Consider the following 18212-nt stretch of genomic DNA (forward strand, 5'->3'; position numbering starts at 1 on the left):
CAGGAGGCAAGCGACATGCTGGAACTCAGACCGGGCTGCGAACATTGCAACAAGCCCTTGCCACCCGAATCCGCCGAAGCCCGCATCTGCTCGTACGAATGCACCTTCTGCGCCGGCTGCGTGGACATGCTTGGCAATGTCTGCCCGAACTGCGGGGGCGGCTTCACGCCGCGGCCGGTGCGCCCGGCGCGCGACTGGAAGCATGGCAACTATCTGGGCAATAACCCGGCCAGCACCAAAGTGAAGCACCGGCCGGTCGACCTTGCTGCGCACGCCAGCTTTGCCGAGGCGATCGCCCCGATCCCGCCCGGGCAGCGCTAGCGGCGGACTGCGCTAGCCGTTGGATTTCGGCTGGAGCAGCTCGCTGGCCTCCTTCACATTCTGCTCGGCGCGTTTGCTGATCACCGCCAGCGCTTCGGCCTGCGCCTTCTGCGCGGTTTCGGCCAGCGCGCGCATGTTCTCCAGTGCCTGGTGCAGTTGCTGCTGCACGAATTCACCGTGCTTGGCCAGGGCCTCGGCCGGGTTGCCCGCCGTGGCGTACTGCTGAGCGGCCGCCTGCAACTGCTGCATGGTCTGGGCGAAGATCTCCTGCTGCTTCTGCACCACGGCCTGGATCCCTTCATAGGCCAGCTTGTTGGCCTCGGTCAGGGCCTCGATGTCCTTGCGGCGCGCTTCGATCACCGCGCTCATGTCCACGCCCGGCAGGCGGAACTGTTCCATCATCTTGGTGAAGTCTGCAAAGGGATTGGGAGGCGTGGCCATGCTGGGACTCCTTCTGGAAGGACTGACAGGTTGGCCGGCGGCAGGGGATCCAGCACCCTTCGGCCGGGTTCCTGTTCACTATAGCCGGTATCCGCACACTTCTGGCCGTCAATCGAGGAAGACCCTAAAGTTTCCACCCCCCACGCCGTTGGCATCCATAGCCCGCAAGCGCGCCGGCCCGACCCGGCCTGCCCGCGGACCATGAGAGCGAAGAGCGCCGCGCCGGCCAGTGGCGCGCAGCGGCACTTCGCCATAACCAGTGCTAATCAGGTAGAAGACATGAAGAATCTAGGCATCGGGGTCCGCCTCGGGATCGGCTTTGGGGTGGTATTGCTGCTGTCCGCGCTCATGACCGTATTCGGCATGGTGCGGCTGCAACAGGTGGCCGAGCACACGCACGCGATGATGCAGCAGCCGCTGACCAAGGAGCGGCTGGTCAGCGACTGGTACCGCCTCATGCACACCAGCGTGCGCCGCACCACGGCGGTGGCGCGCAGTGCCGACCCGTCCCTCGGCGCGTTCTTCGCGGCCGAGACCAAGGCATCGATCGAAGGCATCGCCGCGCTGCGCGACAAGCTCCAGCCGCTGCTCAGCTCGGCAGAAGAGAAGGCCGCGTTCCAGAAGATCCTGAGCGTGCGCGATCCGTACAACAATGGCCGCGACAAGATCACCAAACTCAAGCAGGAGGGCCAGACCGAAGAGGCCAACCAGGTGCTGGAGCAAGAGTTCGTGCCCGCCGGCGAGGCCTACCTGGCCGAGATCCAGAAGCTGCTCGATATCCAGCGCGCCAGCATCGACGCCACCGCGCGCGAGATCCACGGCATCTACGTCAATGCACGCAACAGCCTGATCGGGCTGGGCGTGGTGGTGCTGGCGATCGGCATCGCGTTTTCGGTATGGCTGACGGCGGGCATCACGCGGCCGCTGCATCGCGCCGTGGCGGTGGCCCGCACCGTGGCCTCGGGCGACCTGACCAGCCGCATCGAGGTCGACAGCCGCGATGAGACCGGCCAGCTGCTGCAGGCGCTGGCCGACATGAACGCCAATATCCTGCGCATCGTGCGCCAGGTGCGCGCGGGCACCGAGTCGATCGTGTCCGGCACCAGCCAGATCGCGGCGGGCAACACCGACCTGTCGCAGCGCACCGAGGAACAGGCCTCGTCGCTGCAGCAGACCGCGGCCAGCATGGAAGAGCTGACCAGCATCGTGCGCCAGAACGCCGACAACGCGCGCCAGGCCAGCACGCTCGCGGTCAATGCCTCGGACATCGCCGAGAAAGGCGGCGACGCGGCGGGCAAGGTCGCCGAGACCATGGAAGAGATCAACGGCGCGTCGAGGAAGGTGGTCGACATCATCGCCGTGATTGAAGGCATTGCCTTCCAGACCAATATCCTGGCGCTCAACGCCGCGGTGGAAGCCGCGCGCGCCGGCGAGCAGGGTCGCGGCTTCGCCGTGGTGGCGGGCGAGGTACGCACGCTGGCGCAGCGCAGCGCCTCCGCCGCCAAGGAGATCAAGGCGTTGATCGGCGATTCGGTCGACCGCGTCGAGAAGGGCACCATGCAGGTGACGCAGGCCGGCCAGACCATGGTGGAGATCGTTGCCGCGGTCAAGCGCGTGACCGACATCATGGGCGAGATCAGTGCCGCCTCGGCCGAGCAGAGCGCGGGGATCGAGCAGGTCAACCAGGCGGTGACGCAGATGGACAGCGTGACGCAGCAGAATGCCGCGCTGGTGGAAGAGGCTGCCGCCGCGGCCGGATCGCTGGAGGAGCAGGCGCAGCGGCTGAAGCAGGCGGTGTCGACGTTCAGGCTGGCGGCCTGACGTTGAAGGCGCTGCGGCTTACGGATGCCGCATTGTTTTCTCCCCTCTTCCATTTATGGGAGAGGGGAGTACCCCCAACGCCGTGCCCATCACAGCGCTAACCTCAGCGCGCCTTCAAAAACTCCCCCACCTCCAGCAGCACCAGCTCATTGTCGTCTGCCTGGTTCGGCTCGCGGCTGCTGCTGAAGGGCAGGTTGTTGTCGTTGCCCACCACGATATGCGTGGCGTCGACCACGTCGACGTTCTCGATGGTGAAGAACGGGAACGCCAGCACGCCATCGGTCAACGGCTTGCGCGCAAGCTTGCCCGGATCGGCAATGCGCAGCAGGTCGATATAGCCGATCTTGCGCAGCGGCCCGCCGGCGTTGGCATCGTTCAGTTCGACCTTGTACACGCGCTTGAACTTCGCGACGTCGTCAAAGCAGTCCGTGCGCTTCTGGCCGGCCGGACAGGCCTTGTCGGGCGTGCCTTCGCCGTTGTCGCGCTCGATGATCAGGCCGGTGGTGGCGTCGATCATGTTGAAATCGCCGATGGCATGGCTGGCGCCTTCCAGCACGTATTTCCAGTGGCGGCCGGTCCAGGCCTGCTGCCTGACGTCGAACTCCAGCACGCGCAGGTAGGGCTTGCCGCCTTCGTTTTCATAGCCCCTGGCGGCCTCGTCCCACAGCGCGCCTTCCAGCAGCGCGTACAGCTTGCTGCCATCGGGCGAGGACGCCATGCCCTCGAAGCCCTTGGAGCGCCGTACCTGGAACCTGACACTGCCGTCCGGCGCGCCCGGCGCCGTGACAGCGGGATGGTCGGGCGAGCGCACCACCTTGCCATCGACCAGGGTGTCGAACACGGCCAGCACCTTGCCGTTCATGTCCGCCTTGACCAGGAACGGACCGAACTCGTCGCCGATCCAGATCGCGCCACCGGCGAACTGGAAGCTTTCCGTATCCAAATCCGAGCCCGTCAGGTAGCGCTGCTTCGTGCCTTCATGGACGATTCGGAACGGCACCTTCTTGTCCGGGTCGTGCAGGAAGATGGTCTTCAGGCGCTGGAAGCGGCCGCTGGCGAAGTCCACCTTGTAGTGGTTCAGGTACAGCATGAAGTCCGGCGAGTTGGCCTTGGCGCCGGCGCCATTGTCGGTCAGCACCCAGAAGCTGCCGTCGGCCATGTGCTTGATGCCGGAATGCCCCTGCGCCGGTTGGCCGCGGAATGGCAGGAATACGCCGGTGGGCCGGCCGTTGGACTTGCCTTCGACCGTGCCCGGCGTTTCCACGCGCTGCGCAGTGGTGAACTTGCCGCTGACGTGCAGGTCGGCGGGCGCGTCCTTCGGCACGGCGAGCATGGTCTGGGCCGGCAGCACGGCGTGGCCGGCCAGCGTGGCGGGGTAGGCAGCGGGGGCCTGCGCCCACGCCTGCGCCGTGCCCAGGCAGCCCAGTGCGGCGGCTAACGGGGCCAGCAGCAAATGACGAGACATTGTGGTTTTCCCTGGCGTTGAAGAGGATAAGACCCTGCATTGTCGGCGCCAAGTTTGACAGAACTGTGATCCGCAGGGCGCACGCCCCGGGTATGCTGCGCTGCAGCGTAACCGCCATGCGGGCACCGTGTCGGTGCAGTCTGCGAACGATCGTGCTGCGCGGGAGGCGCTACGCGGGGGCCAGCGCCCGGATTTCTGCCGATAGCCGCGCAAAAACCGGTGGGTTTTCAGTCTCCTGAAAGCAAACTGAGGCAAAATTCTATTTTTCGCCTAGATTGCCGCCGGCTGTGACCCAGCCGGCGGATGTCCCACCACCCGTTAGAGGATCTGAGAGAAGCAATGAGTAACCAGCAACCCACCATCATCTACACGCTGACCGACGAAGCTCCGCTGCTGGCGACCAGTGCGTTCCTCCCGATCATCCAGACCTTCACCAAGCCGGCCGGCATCAACGTGACCACCACCGACATCTCCGTGGCGGGCCGTATCCTGGGCGAGTTCCCCGAATTCCTGACCGAAGCGCAGCGCGTGCCGGACAACCTGGCCGAGCTGGGCAAGCTGACCCAGCTGCCGGACACCAACATCATCAAGCTGCCCAACATCTCCGCCTCGGTGCACCAACTGGTCAGCGCCATCCGCGAGCTGCAGGGCAAGGGCTACAAGGTGCCGGACTATCCGGAAGACCCGAAGACCGACGAAGAGAAAGCCATCCAGAAGCGCTATTCCAAGTGCCTGGGCAGCGCCGTGAACCCGGTCCTGCGCGAGGGCAATTCCGACCGCCGTGCACCGGCAGCGGTCAAGAACTTTGCGCGCAAGCACCCGCACAGCATGGGCGAGTGGAGCATGGCCTCGCGCACGCACGTGGCCCACATGAAGCATGGCGACTTCTACCACGGCGAAAAGTCCATGACCCTGGACAAGGCCCGCGACGTCAAGATGGAACTGGTCACCAAGGGCGGCAAGACCATCGTGCTCAAGCCCAAGGTCGCGCTGCTGGACGGCGAGATCATCGACAGCATGTTCATGAGCAAGAAGGCGCTGTGCGACTTCTATGAAGAGCAGTTCGAAGACGCGCGCAAGACCGGCGTGATGCTGTCGCTGCACGTCAAGGCCACCATGATGAAGGTGTCGCACCCGATCGTGTTCGGCCACGCCGTCAAGATCTTCTACAAGGAAGCCTTTGCCAAGCACGGCGCGCTGTTCGATGAACTGGGCGTGAACGTCAACAACGGCCTGGTCAACCTGTACGAAAAGATCGAGGCGCTGCCCAGCTCCAAGCGCGAAGAGATCATCCGCGACCTGCACGCCTGCCACGAGCATCGCCCGGAACTGGCCATGGTGGATTCGGCCAAGGGCATCTCCAACCTGCACGCGCCCAACGACGTGATCGTCGATGCGTCGATGCCGGCCATGATCCGCATCGGCGGCAAGATGTGGGGCGCCGACGGCCGTCCGAAGGACACCAAGGCCGTGATCCCGGAAAGCACCTTTGCCCGCATCTACCAGGAGATCATCAACTTCTGCAAGACCAACGGCAACTTCGACCCGACCACCATGGGCACCGTGCCCAACGTCGGCCTGATGGCGCAGAAGGCTGAAGAGTACGGCTCGCACGACAAGACTTTCGAGATCGCCGAAGACGGCGTGGCCAACATCGTAGACCTGGCCACCGGTGAAGTGCTGCTGACGCAGGATGTCGAGCAGGGCGATATCTGGCGCATGTGCCAGGTCAAGGACGCGCCGATCCGCGACTGGGTCAAGCTGGCCGTCACGCGCGCGCGCAACTCGGGCATGCCGGCGGTGTTCTGGCTGGACCCGTACCGTCCGCACGAAGCCGAGCTGATCAAGAAGGTCGAGACCTACCTGAAGGACTACGACACCAAGGGCCTGGACATCCAGATCATGTCGCAGGTGCGCGCCATGCGCTACACGCTGGAGCGCGTGATCCGCGGCCTGGACACCATCTCGGTGACCGGCAATATCCTGCGCGACTACCTGACCGACCTGTTCCCGATCATGGAGCTGGGCACCAGCGCCAAGATGCTGTCGATCGTGCCGCTGATGGCCGGTGGCGGCATGTATGAGACCGGCGCCGGCGGTTCGGCACCGAAGCACGTCAAGCAGCTGGTGGAAGAAAACCACCTGCGCTGGGATTCGCTGGGCGAGTTCCTGGCGCTGGCGGTGTCGCTGGAAGACGTCGGCATCAAGACCAGCAACGCGCGCGCCAAGATCCTGGCCAAGACGCTGGACGCTGCCACCGGCAAGCTGCTGGACAACAACAAGAGCCCGTCGCCCAAGACCGGCCAGCTGGACAACCGCGGCAGCCAGTTCTACCTGGCAATGTACTGGGCGCAGGAACTGGCGGCCCAGTCGGACGACGCGGAACTGGCCGCGAAGTTTGCGCCGCTGGCCAGGACGCTGACCGACAACGAGCAGAAGATCGTTGCCGAACTGGCCGCGGTGCAGGGCCAGCCGGTGGACATCGGCGGCTACTACCAGCCGGACGCCGCCAAGCTCAGCGCCGCAATGCGCCCGAGCCAGACGCTGAACAACGCGCTGGCATCGGTGGCAGCCTGATCGCACTGGCCCGTTCCGCGGGCCGGCAGCAAGCAAAACCCCGGACCCCGGTCCGGGGTTTTTCTTTGCGCGGCAGGTGCGCTACGGCTGTTGGGCTTCGATGTGGATGTCCCAGCCTTGCTCCGGACCGCTCTTCTGGTCCCGGTAGGTCCACAGGGCGCCGCAGTCCTGGCAGACAAAGCTGCTGATGGTGACAGCCGCCGAGCGCGGCGGCTTGATGCGTTGGGTATCGGTGATGCGCAATGCCGCGTGCCCGGGGGCGCCGCGCACATGGCGTTCGATGGCCTGGCAGGCAGTGCAGAGTGTCATCCGTGTGTGTTCCGTTCGATGGGCCACTGTAGCATGCCGGCCCCTTCAGGGCGGCGGGACCCTCAACCCGCACTTTCCTCGTGATTCCGGGCCGATCCGGTGAAGTTCATTGACATGGCAGGGGGGGACCTGTATAAGGGTGGATGCAGGATCTTTCAAGCAGCAACCTAGAAGTCCAGGTGCTTGCCCACACGGCGCCACTTTTTCTCCTTGTGTCTTCCTTGATCGTCATGCCTTGCCGGCGCTTTTGCCGGTGAGAAAAACTTATTAAGGAATCCAACATGGAAACCGGTACCGTCAAGTGGTTCAACGATTCGAAGGGTTTTGGCTTCATTACGCCTGATGCAGGCGGCAACGACCTGTTCGCGCACTTCTCCGAAATCCAGGGCAGCGGCTTCAAGTCGCTGCAAGAAGGCCAGAAGGTGCGTTACGTCGCTGGCGTCGGCCAAAAGGGCCCGGCCGCGACCAAGATCGAGCCGATCTGAACGCACAGACCTGAGTTGAGCTGAGCGCCTCGGCGCCAGTCCAATCAAAAAAGCTCCGCTCAGGCGGAGCTTTTTTATTTTGTCCGCTGATAGCCGGCAAATAACCGGCAAATAACGGGCAAATGGTCAAATAAAGCCACAGCGGGCCAGTCAACAGGCGTAGAGTGAGGGCAGGACCACCATTCGGGCGGAGGCTGCCATGGATATCTATCCAGCTGCGACTTACAAGGGATATGACCTCTATCCCCTGGTGTACAAGCATGCCGTCACGCGCGTCTGGCCTGAGCCGCGGCCCGACCGCTCGTTCGATGCCGCGGTGGTGATCTGCCTCGAGGGCGAGTCGCCCGATGGCGCGCAGGCACGCACGTTCCGCCTGGACGCCACGCCCTGGGACAACGTCGGTGGCGCGCGCCGTGGTGCGCTGCGCTATGCCGAGGCCATCATCAACGGCGCTGTGCCGGGGGTATCGGTGGTATCGGCAGGTTCGCCGATGGCGTCCTGAGCGTACCCAGGCACCAACGCAGCCATTCATCCCATCAACGCGGCACGATGCCGCATGGAGCCGTCGTGAGCGACAGCACTCCCAGCCGAAGTCCTGGCAACAATATTCCCGGCAGCACGCCCTTTGCCAGCTACAAGGGTTTTGACCTGTATCCCCTGGTTTATCGCCACCGGCCCGAACAGTCTTGGCCGCGCACCAGGCCCGACAACAGTTTCCTGGCCTCGATCGTGATCTGCCGCGAAGGCTATCGCCCGGGCGAGGACCATGCGCGCGTGTTTCCCGTGGGCCAGTCCCGTTGGGAGAACATCGGCTCGGCCCGCCGCGGTGCGCTGCAGTTCGGCGAAGACATCATCAACGGCCTGGTTGCCGGCGAATCCGTAACGTCGCTTTAGTACACGCGCCGCGTCATCCGTCAGACTGCAAGGAGTCCGCTCATGGACATGCGTACGGGATCATCCGGTTTTCTGTGCACCTTGCCCGGCGAGGGCAAAGGCACCACCTATCACGTGGCAGTCTGCTTTATCGATGCGGAGCGTCCCACGGGTGTGCTGTTCACCAGCTTCGTGGGCGTGGGGCGGCGTTCGTTCGGGGTGCTGACCGACCCGGGTGCCTTGCGGGGGCAGCTTGCCACCAGCGGCGAGGCGCTGTGCCGCCTGGCCATCGGCCAGGTGGTGCGCGACCAGTTGCACGACAAGGCGCGCGAAGGTGACTATGTGCTGGACCTGGCCGCCGCGCCATGGGACGGCGAGCTGCGCACGGTAGGCGCCGGGCTCAGGACGGCCCGGCAGCATGTGCGCGTGCTTGGCTGACGCGCCGGTGCGCTGGCCGCAACGGCTGCGCCAGCGCGCATCGCGCCAGGATCAGATCTGGAAGACAGGGTTGCCGTGGCGCTCCAGCAGCGCTTCGATCAGCGCCATGTCGGCGATCTCGGGGGTACGGTCTTCCACCGCGCGCGACGGCCCGCAATAGGTGGCCGTCACATGGCGCCTGACCGTCAGCACGCCCGTTGCGGGCGGCGCGACTTCCACGGCCTGCCACGGTGCATGCCGGTAGCTGCCCGGCTGCCAGCCTTCGGGCGTCAGGTGCAGGGCTTCCCATTCTTCGATGACGGACATGATCGGTTCTCCTTGATTGAGGGATGAATCGTTGGCGGGACGGCACGCGCCGGCGCGGCGCATGCCATGGCGAGATGACGCTGGCCTACGACTTGTGCCGGTAGTTGATGCGTCCCTTGGTAAGGTCGTAGGGCGACATCTCCAGCGTGACGCGGTCGCCCGCCAGCACGCGGATGCGGTTCTTCTTCAGCCGCCCGGACGAATACGCCCAGACTTCGAAGCCGTTTTCCAGGATCACGCGGAAACGGTTGTCGGGCAGAACTTCCGACACCTTGCCGCCAAATTCGACCAGTTCTTCTTTTGCCAAGGAGGCTCCTTGCTGTAGCCGCGCTGCTAGTGCGCGAGCTGTTGTGACGGCCAACTGGACACCAACTGGCCGATGGGATGAGGCTTGCGAGGTCTGGCTTACTGCTGGCGCAGTCGCGCCGCGGCGCGTTCGCCGGCACGGCGGGCGGACTGCCTGGCGCGGGCTTCAGAGCGGTGCGTGTCGTGGCGCATGGCCACGTTGGCCACGATGCGTTCGGCGCCATTGCGGTATTCCGCAATCATGTAGGTCGCGAACCAGAGGCCGGGTTCCTGCTGGATGGGATAGACGGAAACGGTGTAAGGAGTATTGTTGATTCGATTCAATGTAGTGCCTGTTCATGGGCGCGGCCGCAGGGGCGCGGAGCATCGTTCCGATGCAGGCGTCGCGCGGTGGCGGCCGTTCGCCGTTGCTGTAGGCCAGCGTCGGGCCCGCGCGGCTGCGCAGGCGTTGCATCTGGCGTGAAGTGGACCATGCCTGCGCAAGCCGATGCGCCGGGTACAGGGGCGATCGTTGCGGAGCGGACGTGCCGCCGGTCGGATAGGGTGGTGGGCCGTTCTGCACAAGCTGGCCCAAGGACGCATCGGGTGTACGCCCGACATGCCGCCGCTGAATGCTTTTGTGAGATTGTCTTGCGGCTGGCGCACGGAGGTCGGGCGTTGGCGATCCGTGCATAAGAACTGGCATGATACCACTTCCGGGCCAACCCTGCCCGCGTGACGGGCAGTGCCCCTGGCGCGGCCGCCTTGCCTGTGTCAGTGTTCGCTGATCTGTCCGAAGCGCAATGACAGGAAGTCGATCAGTGGGCCCCAACCCTCTCCCCAAGCGGGAGAGGGAGCAAACAAGCGGTAAGCAGTAGCCCTCAGGCTTCCTTCACCGCCGCCCTCACCGGCGCCGCCGCGACTTCCCCCTGCGCCGACGCCGAGCGCCGATGGTTGATCATCGACACCGCCCCCACCGCGATCACTGCCGGAATCGCCATTGCCATGAAGTTCTGCTGCAGCGGCAGCGACATCCCAACCAGCACGCCAATCACGATCGGTGCCAGGATGGCGCCGCTGCGCCCCACGCCGGAAGCCCAGCCGATACCGGTGCCGCGCACCGCCATCGGATAGAACTGGCCCGCGTACGCATAGGTGACGATCTGCGTGCCGATGGTGGAAGCACCCGCCAGGCCCACCACGACGAACAGCGCGGCGCTGGGCATCGGATAGCCCAGCAGCGTGATCGACACCGCTGCCAGCGCGTACATGCCGACCAGCACGTGCTTGATCGGCAGGCGATCGGCCAGCCAGCCTCCGCCGATGGCACCGAGCATCGCGCCGAAGTTAAGCACCAGCACGAAGGTCAGCGCCGAGCCCAGGCTGTAGCCCGCGCCGGCCATCAGCTTGGCCAGCCAGGAGCTGAGCGCGTACACCATGAACAGGCACATGAAGAACGCCACCCAGAACATCGCCGTGCTGAAGCCGCGGCCGTCCTGGAACAGGCGCCGGATCGGCGCGCTGCCGGCGTTGTCATCGGCGGGCAGGGTGAACGTGTCACCGGCTTGCGGGCGATGCGACGGCACCAGCCGCGATACCACCGCCTGCAGCGCCGCGGTCTGGCCGGTGCGGATCAGGTAGGGCATCGACTCCGGCAGCGAGCGCAGCACCAGCGGGATCAGCAGCGCCGGCAGGCCGGCCGCAAGGAACACCGACTGCCAGCCGTAGCTCTCAATCAGCCCCTTGCCCAGCAGCGCGGCCAGCATGCCGCCCACCGAGTAGCCGCTGAACATCAGCGTCACCAGCGTGCCGCGCAGCTTGCGCGGCGAGTACTCGGTCATCTGCGCCACCACGTTGGGCATCACGCCGCCAATGCCCAGGCCCGCCAGGAAGCGCGTGATGCTGAACGTCACCGGGTCGCTGGTAAAGCCGGCCGCCGCGGTGAAGACGCTGAACAGCAGGATGCAGATGGCAATGGCGCGCCTGCGACCGATGCGGTCGGCCACGGTGCCGAGGAAGATCGCGCCGAACATCATGCCGAACAACGCCGAGCTGACCATGAAGCCGGCGCTGGTGGCGGTCACGCCCATCTCTTTCATGATCGACGGCAGCGCGATGCCGGCGACGGCGAGGTCATAGCCGTCGAAGATGATGATCAGCGCGCACCAGGACAGGATCAGTGCATGGAAGCGGTTGAAGCGGGCCTCGTCGGCCAGCTTGTGGACATCGATCTGACGCATGGTTTGTCTCCGGTATGGTGATGTCTCGGGGTGGGCGGCGTTGCCGCTCACGCCACCGCGGCGGCGCGCTCTGCGGCGGCCTGCAGTTCTCGTTCGCGCAGCATGAAGCGCTGGATCTTGCCGGTGGCGGTCTTGGGCAGCGCCTCGACGAACTCGATCACGCGCGGGTACTTGTAGGCGGCCAGCCGCTCCTTGACGAAGGCCTTCAGCTCACCGTCGCGGAGCTGCGCCCCGGCCTTCAGCACCACGAAGGCCTTGGTCTTGACCAGTCCCTCATGGTCGGGTACGCCGATCACCGCGGCTTCCAGCACCGCGGGGTGCTGCACCAGCGTGGCCTCGACCTCGAACGGCGACACGTAGATGCCGCTGACCTTGAGCATGTCGTCGCTGCGTCCGGCGTAGCTGTAGGTGCCATCCGGGTTGCGCACGTACTTGTCGCCGCTCTTGGTCCAGCCGCCGCGGAAGGTCTCGCGCGATTTCTCGCGGTTGGCCCAGTACATCATTGCGGCGCTGGGGCCCTGGATATAGAGGTCGCCGATCTCGCCGTCGGGCACCGGGCGGCCGTCTTCGTCGCGCAGCTCGATGGCGTAGCCCGGCACCGGCCAGCCGGTGGTGCCGTAGCGCACCTGGCCGGGGCGGTTGGACAGGAAGATATGCAGCATCTCGGTGGAGCCGATGCCGTCGATGATCTCGCAGCCGAAATGCGCGGTGAAACGCTGGCCGATATCGGCGGGCAGCGCCTCGCCGGCGGACGAGCACAGCCGCAGCGCGACGTCGGCGCGTGCCGGCAGCGCGGGCGAGGCGAGCATGCCGGCGTATCCGGTCGGCGCGCCGAAGAACACAGTTGGCTTGTGCTGGAGCCAGCGGCAGAAGGTGGCCTCGGGTGTTGGCCGCTCGGCCATCAGCACCACCGTGGCGCCGACGCTGAGCGGGAAGCTGAGCCCGTTGCCCAGCCCGTAGGCGAAATACAGCTTGGCCGCCGAGAAGCAGACGTCCTGCTCCTGCAGGCCGAGCACCGGGCCGGCATAGAGCGCCGCGGTCCAGTACGGGTTGCCGTGGCTGTGCACCACGCCCTTGGGCTGGCCCGTCGAGCCGGACGAGTAAAGCCAGAAGCCGGGATCGTCGCAACCGGTGGCGGCGGGCACTGGCAGCGGCGTTTGCGCGGCAAGCACCGCATCCAGTGCCGCCATGCCATCGGGCAGCGGCTCATGCGCCCGGGACACCAGCACCTGCCGGACTTCATGCCCGGGACGTGCCAGCGCGTCCTGCAGCACGGGCAGCAGCGCGGCCGACACCAGCACCGCCTGCGCGCGGCTGTGCTGCAGCATGTAGACATAGTCGTCCGCGGTCAGCAACGTGTTCACGGCCACCGGCACGATGCCGGCGTACAGCGCGCCCAGGAAGCAGACCGGCCAGTCGGTGCAGTCGTGCATCAGCAGCAGCACGCGCTCTTCGCGGCGGATGCCGGCGCCGAGCAACGCCGCGGCCAGGCGCTGTACCTGCCGCGCCAGTTCGCCATAGGTGAGCTGGCCGTCGTCATCGATATAGGCCACCTTGCCGGCGCGCCCGGCATTGCAGCGGAGCAGGTACTCGGCAAAGTTGAAGGACGGGCCGGGTGGCAGGACGGGTGTCTCTGCGGGCGTGGCGGTCATGGGTGTCTCCCCGTTGCTGGAATACGATGTACCGCGCGCCGCCATGCGGGCGTGGCGGCGCGGTGAAGCGGGTTGGCTTGAACGGTCAGGCGAGCGCGTCGAGGACCGCGGTGCTGGCCTGGATGGCGCTGCGCCGGTGGTAGAAGTGCAGGGCGCGCAGGCCGCCCAGTTCCTCGCCGCCGCCGGCGCGGCCGGGGCCGCCGTGCAGCGATTGCGGCATGACGTTGCCGTGGCCGGTGTGCAGCTGCGCCACGTCGGGCGAGATCACATGCACGCGGCCGTGGCTGTCGGCCAGCTCGACGGCGGCCGCGCCCAGCGCGGCGGCGTCGCTGCCATAGAGCGATGCCACCAGCGAGCCCTGGCCCCGGCGTACCAGCGCCAGCGCGTGCGCCGCATCGCGGTAGGGCAGCAGCGTGGCTACCGGGCCGAACACCTCGGTGTCGTGCACCGCTGCGGCAACGTCCGAATCGGTCACGCCAAGCAGTGTCGGGCCGATGCAGCACGCCACGGCCGGGTCGGCATCCACCAGCGGCTGCCGCGTGCCGTCATGCAGCACTTGTGCGTGCTTGCGCAGGTTTGCCAGCCCGTCCTGCACGGCGTTGAACTGCGCCCGGCTGACCAGCGCACCCATGCGCACGGTGTCATTGCGCGGGTTGCCCACGGTCACTTTCGACAGCCGTGCGCCGATGGCCTCGGCGGCCTGGGCATACAGCGCTTCAGGCACGAACACGCGCCGGATCGCGGTGCACTTCTGGCCGGACTTGACCGTCATCTCGCGCACGACTTCCTTCACCAGCAGGTCGAAGCCTGCGGTATCGGGGCCGTCCTGCGGCAGCAGTACGGCGGAGTTGATGCTGTCCGCTTCAATATTCACGCGTACAGAGCGCTGCGCGATGGCGGGATGCGAGCGGATCAGCGCGGCGGTATCGGCCGAACCGGTGAACGACACCACGTCGAAAGGCTGCAACTGGTCCAGCAGCCCGGCCGAGCTGCCGCACACCACCGACAACGCGCCCGCCGGCAGCACCCCGGCCTCGACCACATCGCGCACCATGCGCTGGGTCAGCCAGGCGGTGGCCGTAGCGGGTTTGACGATCACCGGCACGCCCGCCAGCAGTGCCGGCGCCGCCTTTTCCCACAGGCCCCAGCTCGGGAAGTTGAAGGCATTGATGAACAGCGCCACGCCGCGCGTGGGCACCAGCACGTGCTGCGACTGGAATAGCGGGTCCTTGCCCAGCTTCGCGGCCTCGCCGTCCACCAGGTAACGCCGGTCGCCGAGCGTTTCGCCCAGCCTGGCGTAAGTGCCGAGCGTGAAGATGCCGCCGTCGATATCGACCGCCGAGTCGTTCTTTACGGTACCGCTGTTGGCCGTGGCGATGTCGTAATAGGCATCGCGGTTGGCCTGCAGCACCTTGACGATCTCGCCCAGCAGCCCTGCGCGCTGCCGGTAGGTCAGCGCACGCAGGGCGGCGCCGCCTTGCTCACGCGCGAAGGCGAAGCCGGTGGCGAGGTCCAGGCCGGTGGCATCGACGCGCACCAGCTCGTCGCCCAGCACCGGATCGAACAAGGGCGTGCCGGCGCCGCTGCCGGCCTGCCACTTGCCGCCGAGGTAGTTGGATAGCAATTCAGTCATGGGGGATCTCAGCGCGTGAAGTCGATGCGGCCTTCCGGCAGCAGGTAGAGCACCAGCGCGCGGCCGTTGCTGACGGTGGGGCGGTGGGCGCTGCCCGGCGGGCATACCAGCCAGCCGGCGGGGCGGCCGTCGAAGCGGGCCTCGCCCTCGAGCGGCATGATCAGGTCGATCTCGCCATTGGGATGGGTATGGTGCGGGCCGGCAATGTCCTGCATGTCGACCACGTCGACCGAGAAGCCGTGCAGGTCGTCGGCGGGCTTGAAGATGCGGCCGTAGCGGATGCCGCCGCCTTCGCGGTCGCACAGCCAGCCTTCGGCCACGCCGGCCTGGCAGGCGTCCTTCAGTTGCTGGTAAGTGGGGCTGCCGGCGCCATGCTCGGCATTGAGCCAGGCGTCGAGTGCGGCATCGAGCGGGCGGCCTGCCAGTTGCGCGGTGAGCTGCGCGATCTGGCTGCGGAATTCAGTGGGGGACATATAGAGGGGGCTCCGTCTGATTCGCCAGTTGCCTTCACTGGCATCATGCATTATTGTGCATGTATGAAAAATAGAGCCGCGCCGAAATCATGTCAAGCACTATATTGCATGAATCTGGGTTAACCCGGGATACGGACCTGCAACATGATTCAAGCTCCGGCGCCGCCAACGGCACGGAGAAAAACCCGTTCCTGGTGTCTCTTGGTGAGCGTGTGCGTGAGCTGCGCGCCTGCCGCGGCCTGACCCGCAAGGCCACCGCGCAAGCGGCCGGCGTCTCCGAGCGGCACCTGGCCAACCTGGAGTACGGCAGCGGCAACGCGTCCATCCTGGTGCTGCAGCACGTCGCCGATGCCCTGCAGTGCTCGCTTGCCGGGCTGCTGGGCGACGTCACCACGTCGTCGCCGGAATGGATCCTGTTGCGCGAGCTGCTGGAACACCGTGATGAAGCCACGCTGCGGCGCGTGCGCATTGCCGTGGGCGAGATGCTGGGCACCGGTGGCGAAAACGCGGGCCAGGCCGCGCGCAGCCCGCGCGTGGCGCTGATCGGGCTGCGCGGCGCGGGCAAGACCACGCTGGGCGGGATGCTGGCCGAAGATCTCGACTTCCCCTTTGTCGAACTGAGCCGCGAGATCGAGAAGTTTGCCGGCTGCAGCATCTCGGAGATCCAGGGCCTGTATGGCATGAATGCCTACCGCCGTTATGAGCGGCGCGCGCTGGAAGAGGCCATCCAGATCTACCCCGAGGCCGTGATCGCCACGCCGGGCGGGCTGGTCTCGGATCCCGCCACCTTCAACCTGCTGCTGGCCCACTGCACCACGGTCTGGCTGCAGGCGGCGCCGGAAGACCATATGGAGCGGGTGCGCGCGCAGGGCGATGTCCGCCCGATGGCGGCCAGCAGGGAGGCCATGGAGGACCTGCGCCATATCCTGGCGGGCCGCGCGGCCTTTTATTCCAAGGCGGAGTTCGCGCTGGACACCAGCGCGCAGCCGCTGGAGCCTACTTTTACCGCGCTGCGCGAACTGGTGCGCCAGGCCTTGCGCATGCCCTTGTGACGGCTGGGGCGCAATCGGCGGGCATCGGGGGCCGCGGCCAGCACTCCTTGAGAAATCTGCACAATAGTGCTTGCAGAAAATCTGATTGATGAACTATATTTCGTCTCAGCAGATTCCTGTCCATGCACGATAGTGCAGTTTAGCAGAGGAGACACCGCCGTGACCATCGCCCCCCGCGTCGACTACCAGACCGCCCCCGACCAATACAAGCACCTGAAGCTGACGTTCGACGGCCCCGTCGCCACGCTGGCGGTGGATATCGACGAGAACGCCGGCCTGCGCCCCGGCTACAAGCTCAAGCTCAACAGCTACGACCTCGGTGTCGACATCGAACTGAACGACGCGCTCAACCGCGTCCGCTTCGAGCACCCGGAAGTGCGCACGGTGGTCGTCACCAGCGGCAAGGACAAGGTGTTCTGCTCCGGCGCCAATATCTTCATGCTGGGGGTCAGCAGCCATGCGTGGAAGGTCAACTTCTGCAAGTTCACCAACGAGACCCGCAACGGCATCGAGGACTCCTCGGCCCACAGCGGCCTGAAGTTCCTGGCCGCGGTCAACGGTGCCTGCGCCGGCGGCGGCTATGAACTGGCGCTGGCCTGCGACGAGATCCTGCTGGTGGACGACCGCTCGTCGGCCGTAAGCCTGCCGGAAGTGCCGCTGCTGGGCGTGCTGCCCGGCACCGGCGGCCTGACCCGCGTGACCGACAAGCGCCATGTGCGCCATGACCTGGCCGATATCTTCTGCACCACCACCGAAGGCGTGCGCGGCCAGCGTGCCAAGGACTGGCGCCTGGTCGACGACATCGCCAAGCCGGCCGTGTTCGCGCAGAAGGTGCAGGAGCGCGCGCTCGCGCTGGCCGCGCAGAGCGACCGCCCGGCCGACGGCAAAGGCGTGGCGCTGGCCCCGATCGAGCGCGCCATCGAAGCCGATGCGCTGCGCTACACCCATGTGACGGTAGAGATCGACCGTGCCGGGCGCACTGCCACCTTCACGGTCAAGGCCCCCACCGGCGCCCAGCCACAGGGCATCGACGAGATCGTCGCCGCCGGCGCCGCCTGGTACCCGCTGCAGCTGGCGCGCGAACTGGAAGACGCCATCCTGTCGATGCGCACCAATGAACTGGACATCGGCACCTGGCTGATCAAGACCAGCGGCGATGCCGCCGCAGTACTGGCGACCGACGCCACGCTGCTGGCACACAAGGACCACTGGCTGGTGCGCGAGACCATCGGCCTGCTGCGCCGCACGTTGAGCCGGCTGGACGTGTCGTCGCGCAGCCTGTTCGCGCTGATCGAGCCGGAATCGTGCTTCGCCGGCACCTTCCTGGAACTGGCGCTGGCCTGCGATCGCAGCTACCACCTGGCGCTGCCGGACGACGAAGACCGCGCGCCGAAGATCACGGTGGCGGAAGTCAACTTTGGCCTGTACCCGATGGCCACCGGCCAGAGCCGCCTGGGCCGCCGCTTCTATGACGAGCAGCCCGCGCTGGACGCCGTGCGCGCCAAAGCCGGCCAGCCGCTCGACGCCGATGCCGCCCATGCGCTGGGCCTGGTCACCACCAATCCCGACGATATCGACTGGACCGACGAAGTGCGCATCGCGCTGGAAGAGCGCGTGGCAATGTCGCCCGATGCGCTCACCGGCATGGAAGCCAACCTGCGGTTCAACGGCCAGGAAAACATGTTCACCCGCATCTTCGGCCGCCTGACCGCGTGGCAGAACTGGATCTTCCAGCGCCCCAACGCGGTCGGCGACAAGGGTGCGCTCAAGGTCTACGGCAAGGGCGACAAGGCCGCCTTCGACTGGAACCGCGTCTGATCCAGCACGCACCGCGTACCCAA

The 18212-nt window shown here is 66.3% G+C and carries 19 protein-coding genes; 9 read left to right on the plus strand and 10 right to left on the minus strand.

Going from position 1 to position 18212, the window contains the following annotated elements:
* Positions 1-15: 15 nt before the first annotated feature.
* Positions 16-321: a DUF1272 domain-containing protein gene (locus ACZ5MJ_RS28940; protein ID WP_464224381.1), complete on the plus strand. Its 306-nt coding sequence runs from the start codon at positions 16-18 to the stop codon at positions 319-321.
* A gap of 12 nt (positions 322-333) precedes the next feature.
* On the opposite strand, the gene ACZ5MJ_RS28945 is transcribed toward ACZ5MJ_RS28940, so the two are convergent.
* Positions 334-762 carry a phasin family protein gene (locus ACZ5MJ_RS28945; protein ID WP_464224382.1) on the minus strand — a complete coding sequence of 143 codons (429 nt, stop codon included), beginning with the start codon at positions 760-762 and terminating at the stop codon, positions 334-336.
* A 279-nt stretch (positions 763-1041) separates the two neighbouring features.
* On the opposite strand from ACZ5MJ_RS28945, the gene ACZ5MJ_RS28950 reads away from it, so the two are divergent.
* A complete protein-coding gene (locus ACZ5MJ_RS28950) occupies positions 1042-2583 on the plus strand; it encodes a methyl-accepting chemotaxis protein (RefSeq protein WP_464224384.1) in 1542 nt (513 codons plus the stop codon).
* Positions 2584-2686: 103 nt separating this feature from the next.
* Here ACZ5MJ_RS28950 and ACZ5MJ_RS28955 read toward each other — a convergent pair whose 3' ends face one another.
* A complete protein-coding gene (locus tag ACZ5MJ_RS28955; RefSeq protein WP_464224385.1) occupies positions 2687-4048 on the minus strand; it encodes an esterase-like activity of phytase family protein in 1362 nt (453 codons plus the stop codon).
* A gap of 339 nt (positions 4049-4387) precedes the next feature.
* On the opposite strand from ACZ5MJ_RS28955, the gene ACZ5MJ_RS28960 reads away from it, so the two are divergent.
* Positions 4388-6625, plus strand: a complete 2238-nt coding sequence (locus tag ACZ5MJ_RS28960; RefSeq protein WP_464224386.1) for an NADP-dependent isocitrate dehydrogenase — start codon at positions 4388-4390, stop codon at positions 6623-6625.
* Between the two features lie 81 nt (positions 6626-6706).
* Here ACZ5MJ_RS28960 and ACZ5MJ_RS28965 read toward each other — a convergent pair whose 3' ends face one another.
* Positions 6707-6934, minus strand: a complete 228-nt coding sequence (locus ACZ5MJ_RS28965; RefSeq protein ID WP_464224387.1) for a hypothetical protein — start codon at positions 6932-6934, stop codon at positions 6707-6709.
* A 281-nt stretch (positions 6935-7215) separates the two neighbouring features.
* Between ACZ5MJ_RS28965 and ACZ5MJ_RS28970 the strand changes: the two genes are divergently transcribed.
* From ACZ5MJ_RS28970 to ACZ5MJ_RS28985, 4 genes are all read left to right on the plus strand, one after another.
* Entirely contained in the window at positions 7216-7419 is a 204-nt protein-coding gene (locus ACZ5MJ_RS28970) for a cold-shock protein (protein WP_020202065.1), read from the plus strand.
* Between the two features lie 199 nt (positions 7420-7618).
* Positions 7619-7921 (plus strand): hypothetical protein, encoded by a 303-nt coding sequence (locus ACZ5MJ_RS28975; RefSeq protein WP_464224389.1) that lies wholly within the window; start codon positions 7619-7621, stop codon positions 7919-7921.
* 65 nt (positions 7922-7986) lie between these two features.
* Positions 7987-8313 carry a hypothetical protein gene (locus tag ACZ5MJ_RS28980; protein WP_464224390.1) on the plus strand — a complete coding sequence of 109 codons (327 nt, stop codon included), beginning with the start codon at positions 7987-7989 and terminating at the stop codon, positions 8311-8313.
* A 42-nt stretch (positions 8314-8355) separates the two neighbouring features.
* Positions 8356-8730, plus strand: a complete 375-nt coding sequence (locus ACZ5MJ_RS28985) for a hypothetical protein (protein ID WP_464224391.1) — start codon at positions 8356-8358, stop codon at positions 8728-8730.
* Between the two features lie 51 nt (positions 8731-8781).
* On the opposite strand, the gene ACZ5MJ_RS28990 is transcribed toward ACZ5MJ_RS28985, so the two are convergent.
* The 7 genes from ACZ5MJ_RS28990 to ACZ5MJ_RS29020 form a co-directional block, all read right to left on the minus strand.
* Positions 8782-9036: a translation initiation factor 1 gene (locus ACZ5MJ_RS28990; RefSeq protein WP_464224392.1), complete on the minus strand. Its 255-nt coding sequence runs from the start codon at positions 9034-9036 to the stop codon at positions 8782-8784.
* A gap of 85 nt (positions 9037-9121) precedes the next feature.
* Positions 9122-9343, minus strand: coding sequence for a translation initiation factor IF-1 (gene infA, locus ACZ5MJ_RS28995; RefSeq protein ID WP_008646230.1), 222 nt, complete (start codon positions 9341-9343; stop codon positions 9122-9124).
* Between the two features lie 98 nt (positions 9344-9441).
* Entirely contained in the window at positions 9442-9666 is a 225-nt protein-coding gene (locus ACZ5MJ_RS29000) for an isochorismatase (protein WP_464224394.1), read from the minus strand.
* Between the two features lie 536 nt (positions 9667-10202).
* Complete coding sequence (locus ACZ5MJ_RS29005; protein WP_464224395.1) at positions 10203-11561, minus strand: MFS transporter; 1359 nt, start codon at positions 11559-11561, stop codon at positions 10203-10205.
* Positions 11562-11608: 47 nt separating this feature from the next.
* Positions 11609-13213 carry a benzoate-CoA ligase family protein gene (locus ACZ5MJ_RS29010; RefSeq protein ID WP_464224396.1) on the minus strand — a complete coding sequence of 535 codons (1605 nt, stop codon included), beginning with the start codon at positions 13211-13213 and terminating at the stop codon, positions 11609-11611.
* An 85-nt stretch (positions 13214-13298) separates the two neighbouring features.
* Positions 13299-14846 (minus strand): 3,4-dehydroadipyl-CoA semialdehyde dehydrogenase, encoded by a 1548-nt coding sequence (locus ACZ5MJ_RS29015; RefSeq protein ID WP_464224397.1) that lies wholly within the window; start codon positions 14844-14846, stop codon positions 13299-13301.
* Positions 14847-14854: 8 nt separating this feature from the next.
* Entirely contained in the window at positions 14855-15319 is a 465-nt protein-coding gene (locus ACZ5MJ_RS29020) for a DUF4863 family protein (RefSeq protein ID WP_464224399.1), read from the minus strand.
* Positions 15320-15408: 89 nt separating this feature from the next.
* Here ACZ5MJ_RS29020 and ACZ5MJ_RS29025 point away from each other — a divergent pair, with 89 nt between their 5' ends.
* Entirely contained in the window at positions 15409-16371 is a 963-nt protein-coding gene (locus tag ACZ5MJ_RS29025) for a helix-turn-helix transcriptional regulator (RefSeq protein ID WP_464224400.1), read from the plus strand.
* Positions 16372-16530: 159 nt separating this feature from the next.
* Positions 16531-18189 carry a 2,3-epoxybenzoyl-CoA dihydrolase gene (gene boxC, locus ACZ5MJ_RS29030; RefSeq protein ID WP_464224401.1) on the plus strand — a complete coding sequence of 553 codons (1659 nt, stop codon included), beginning with the start codon at positions 16531-16533 and terminating at the stop codon, positions 18187-18189.
* Positions 18190-18212 lie beyond the last annotated feature (23 nt).

This window comes from Cupriavidus sp. LA-1, from assembly GCF_055385985.1.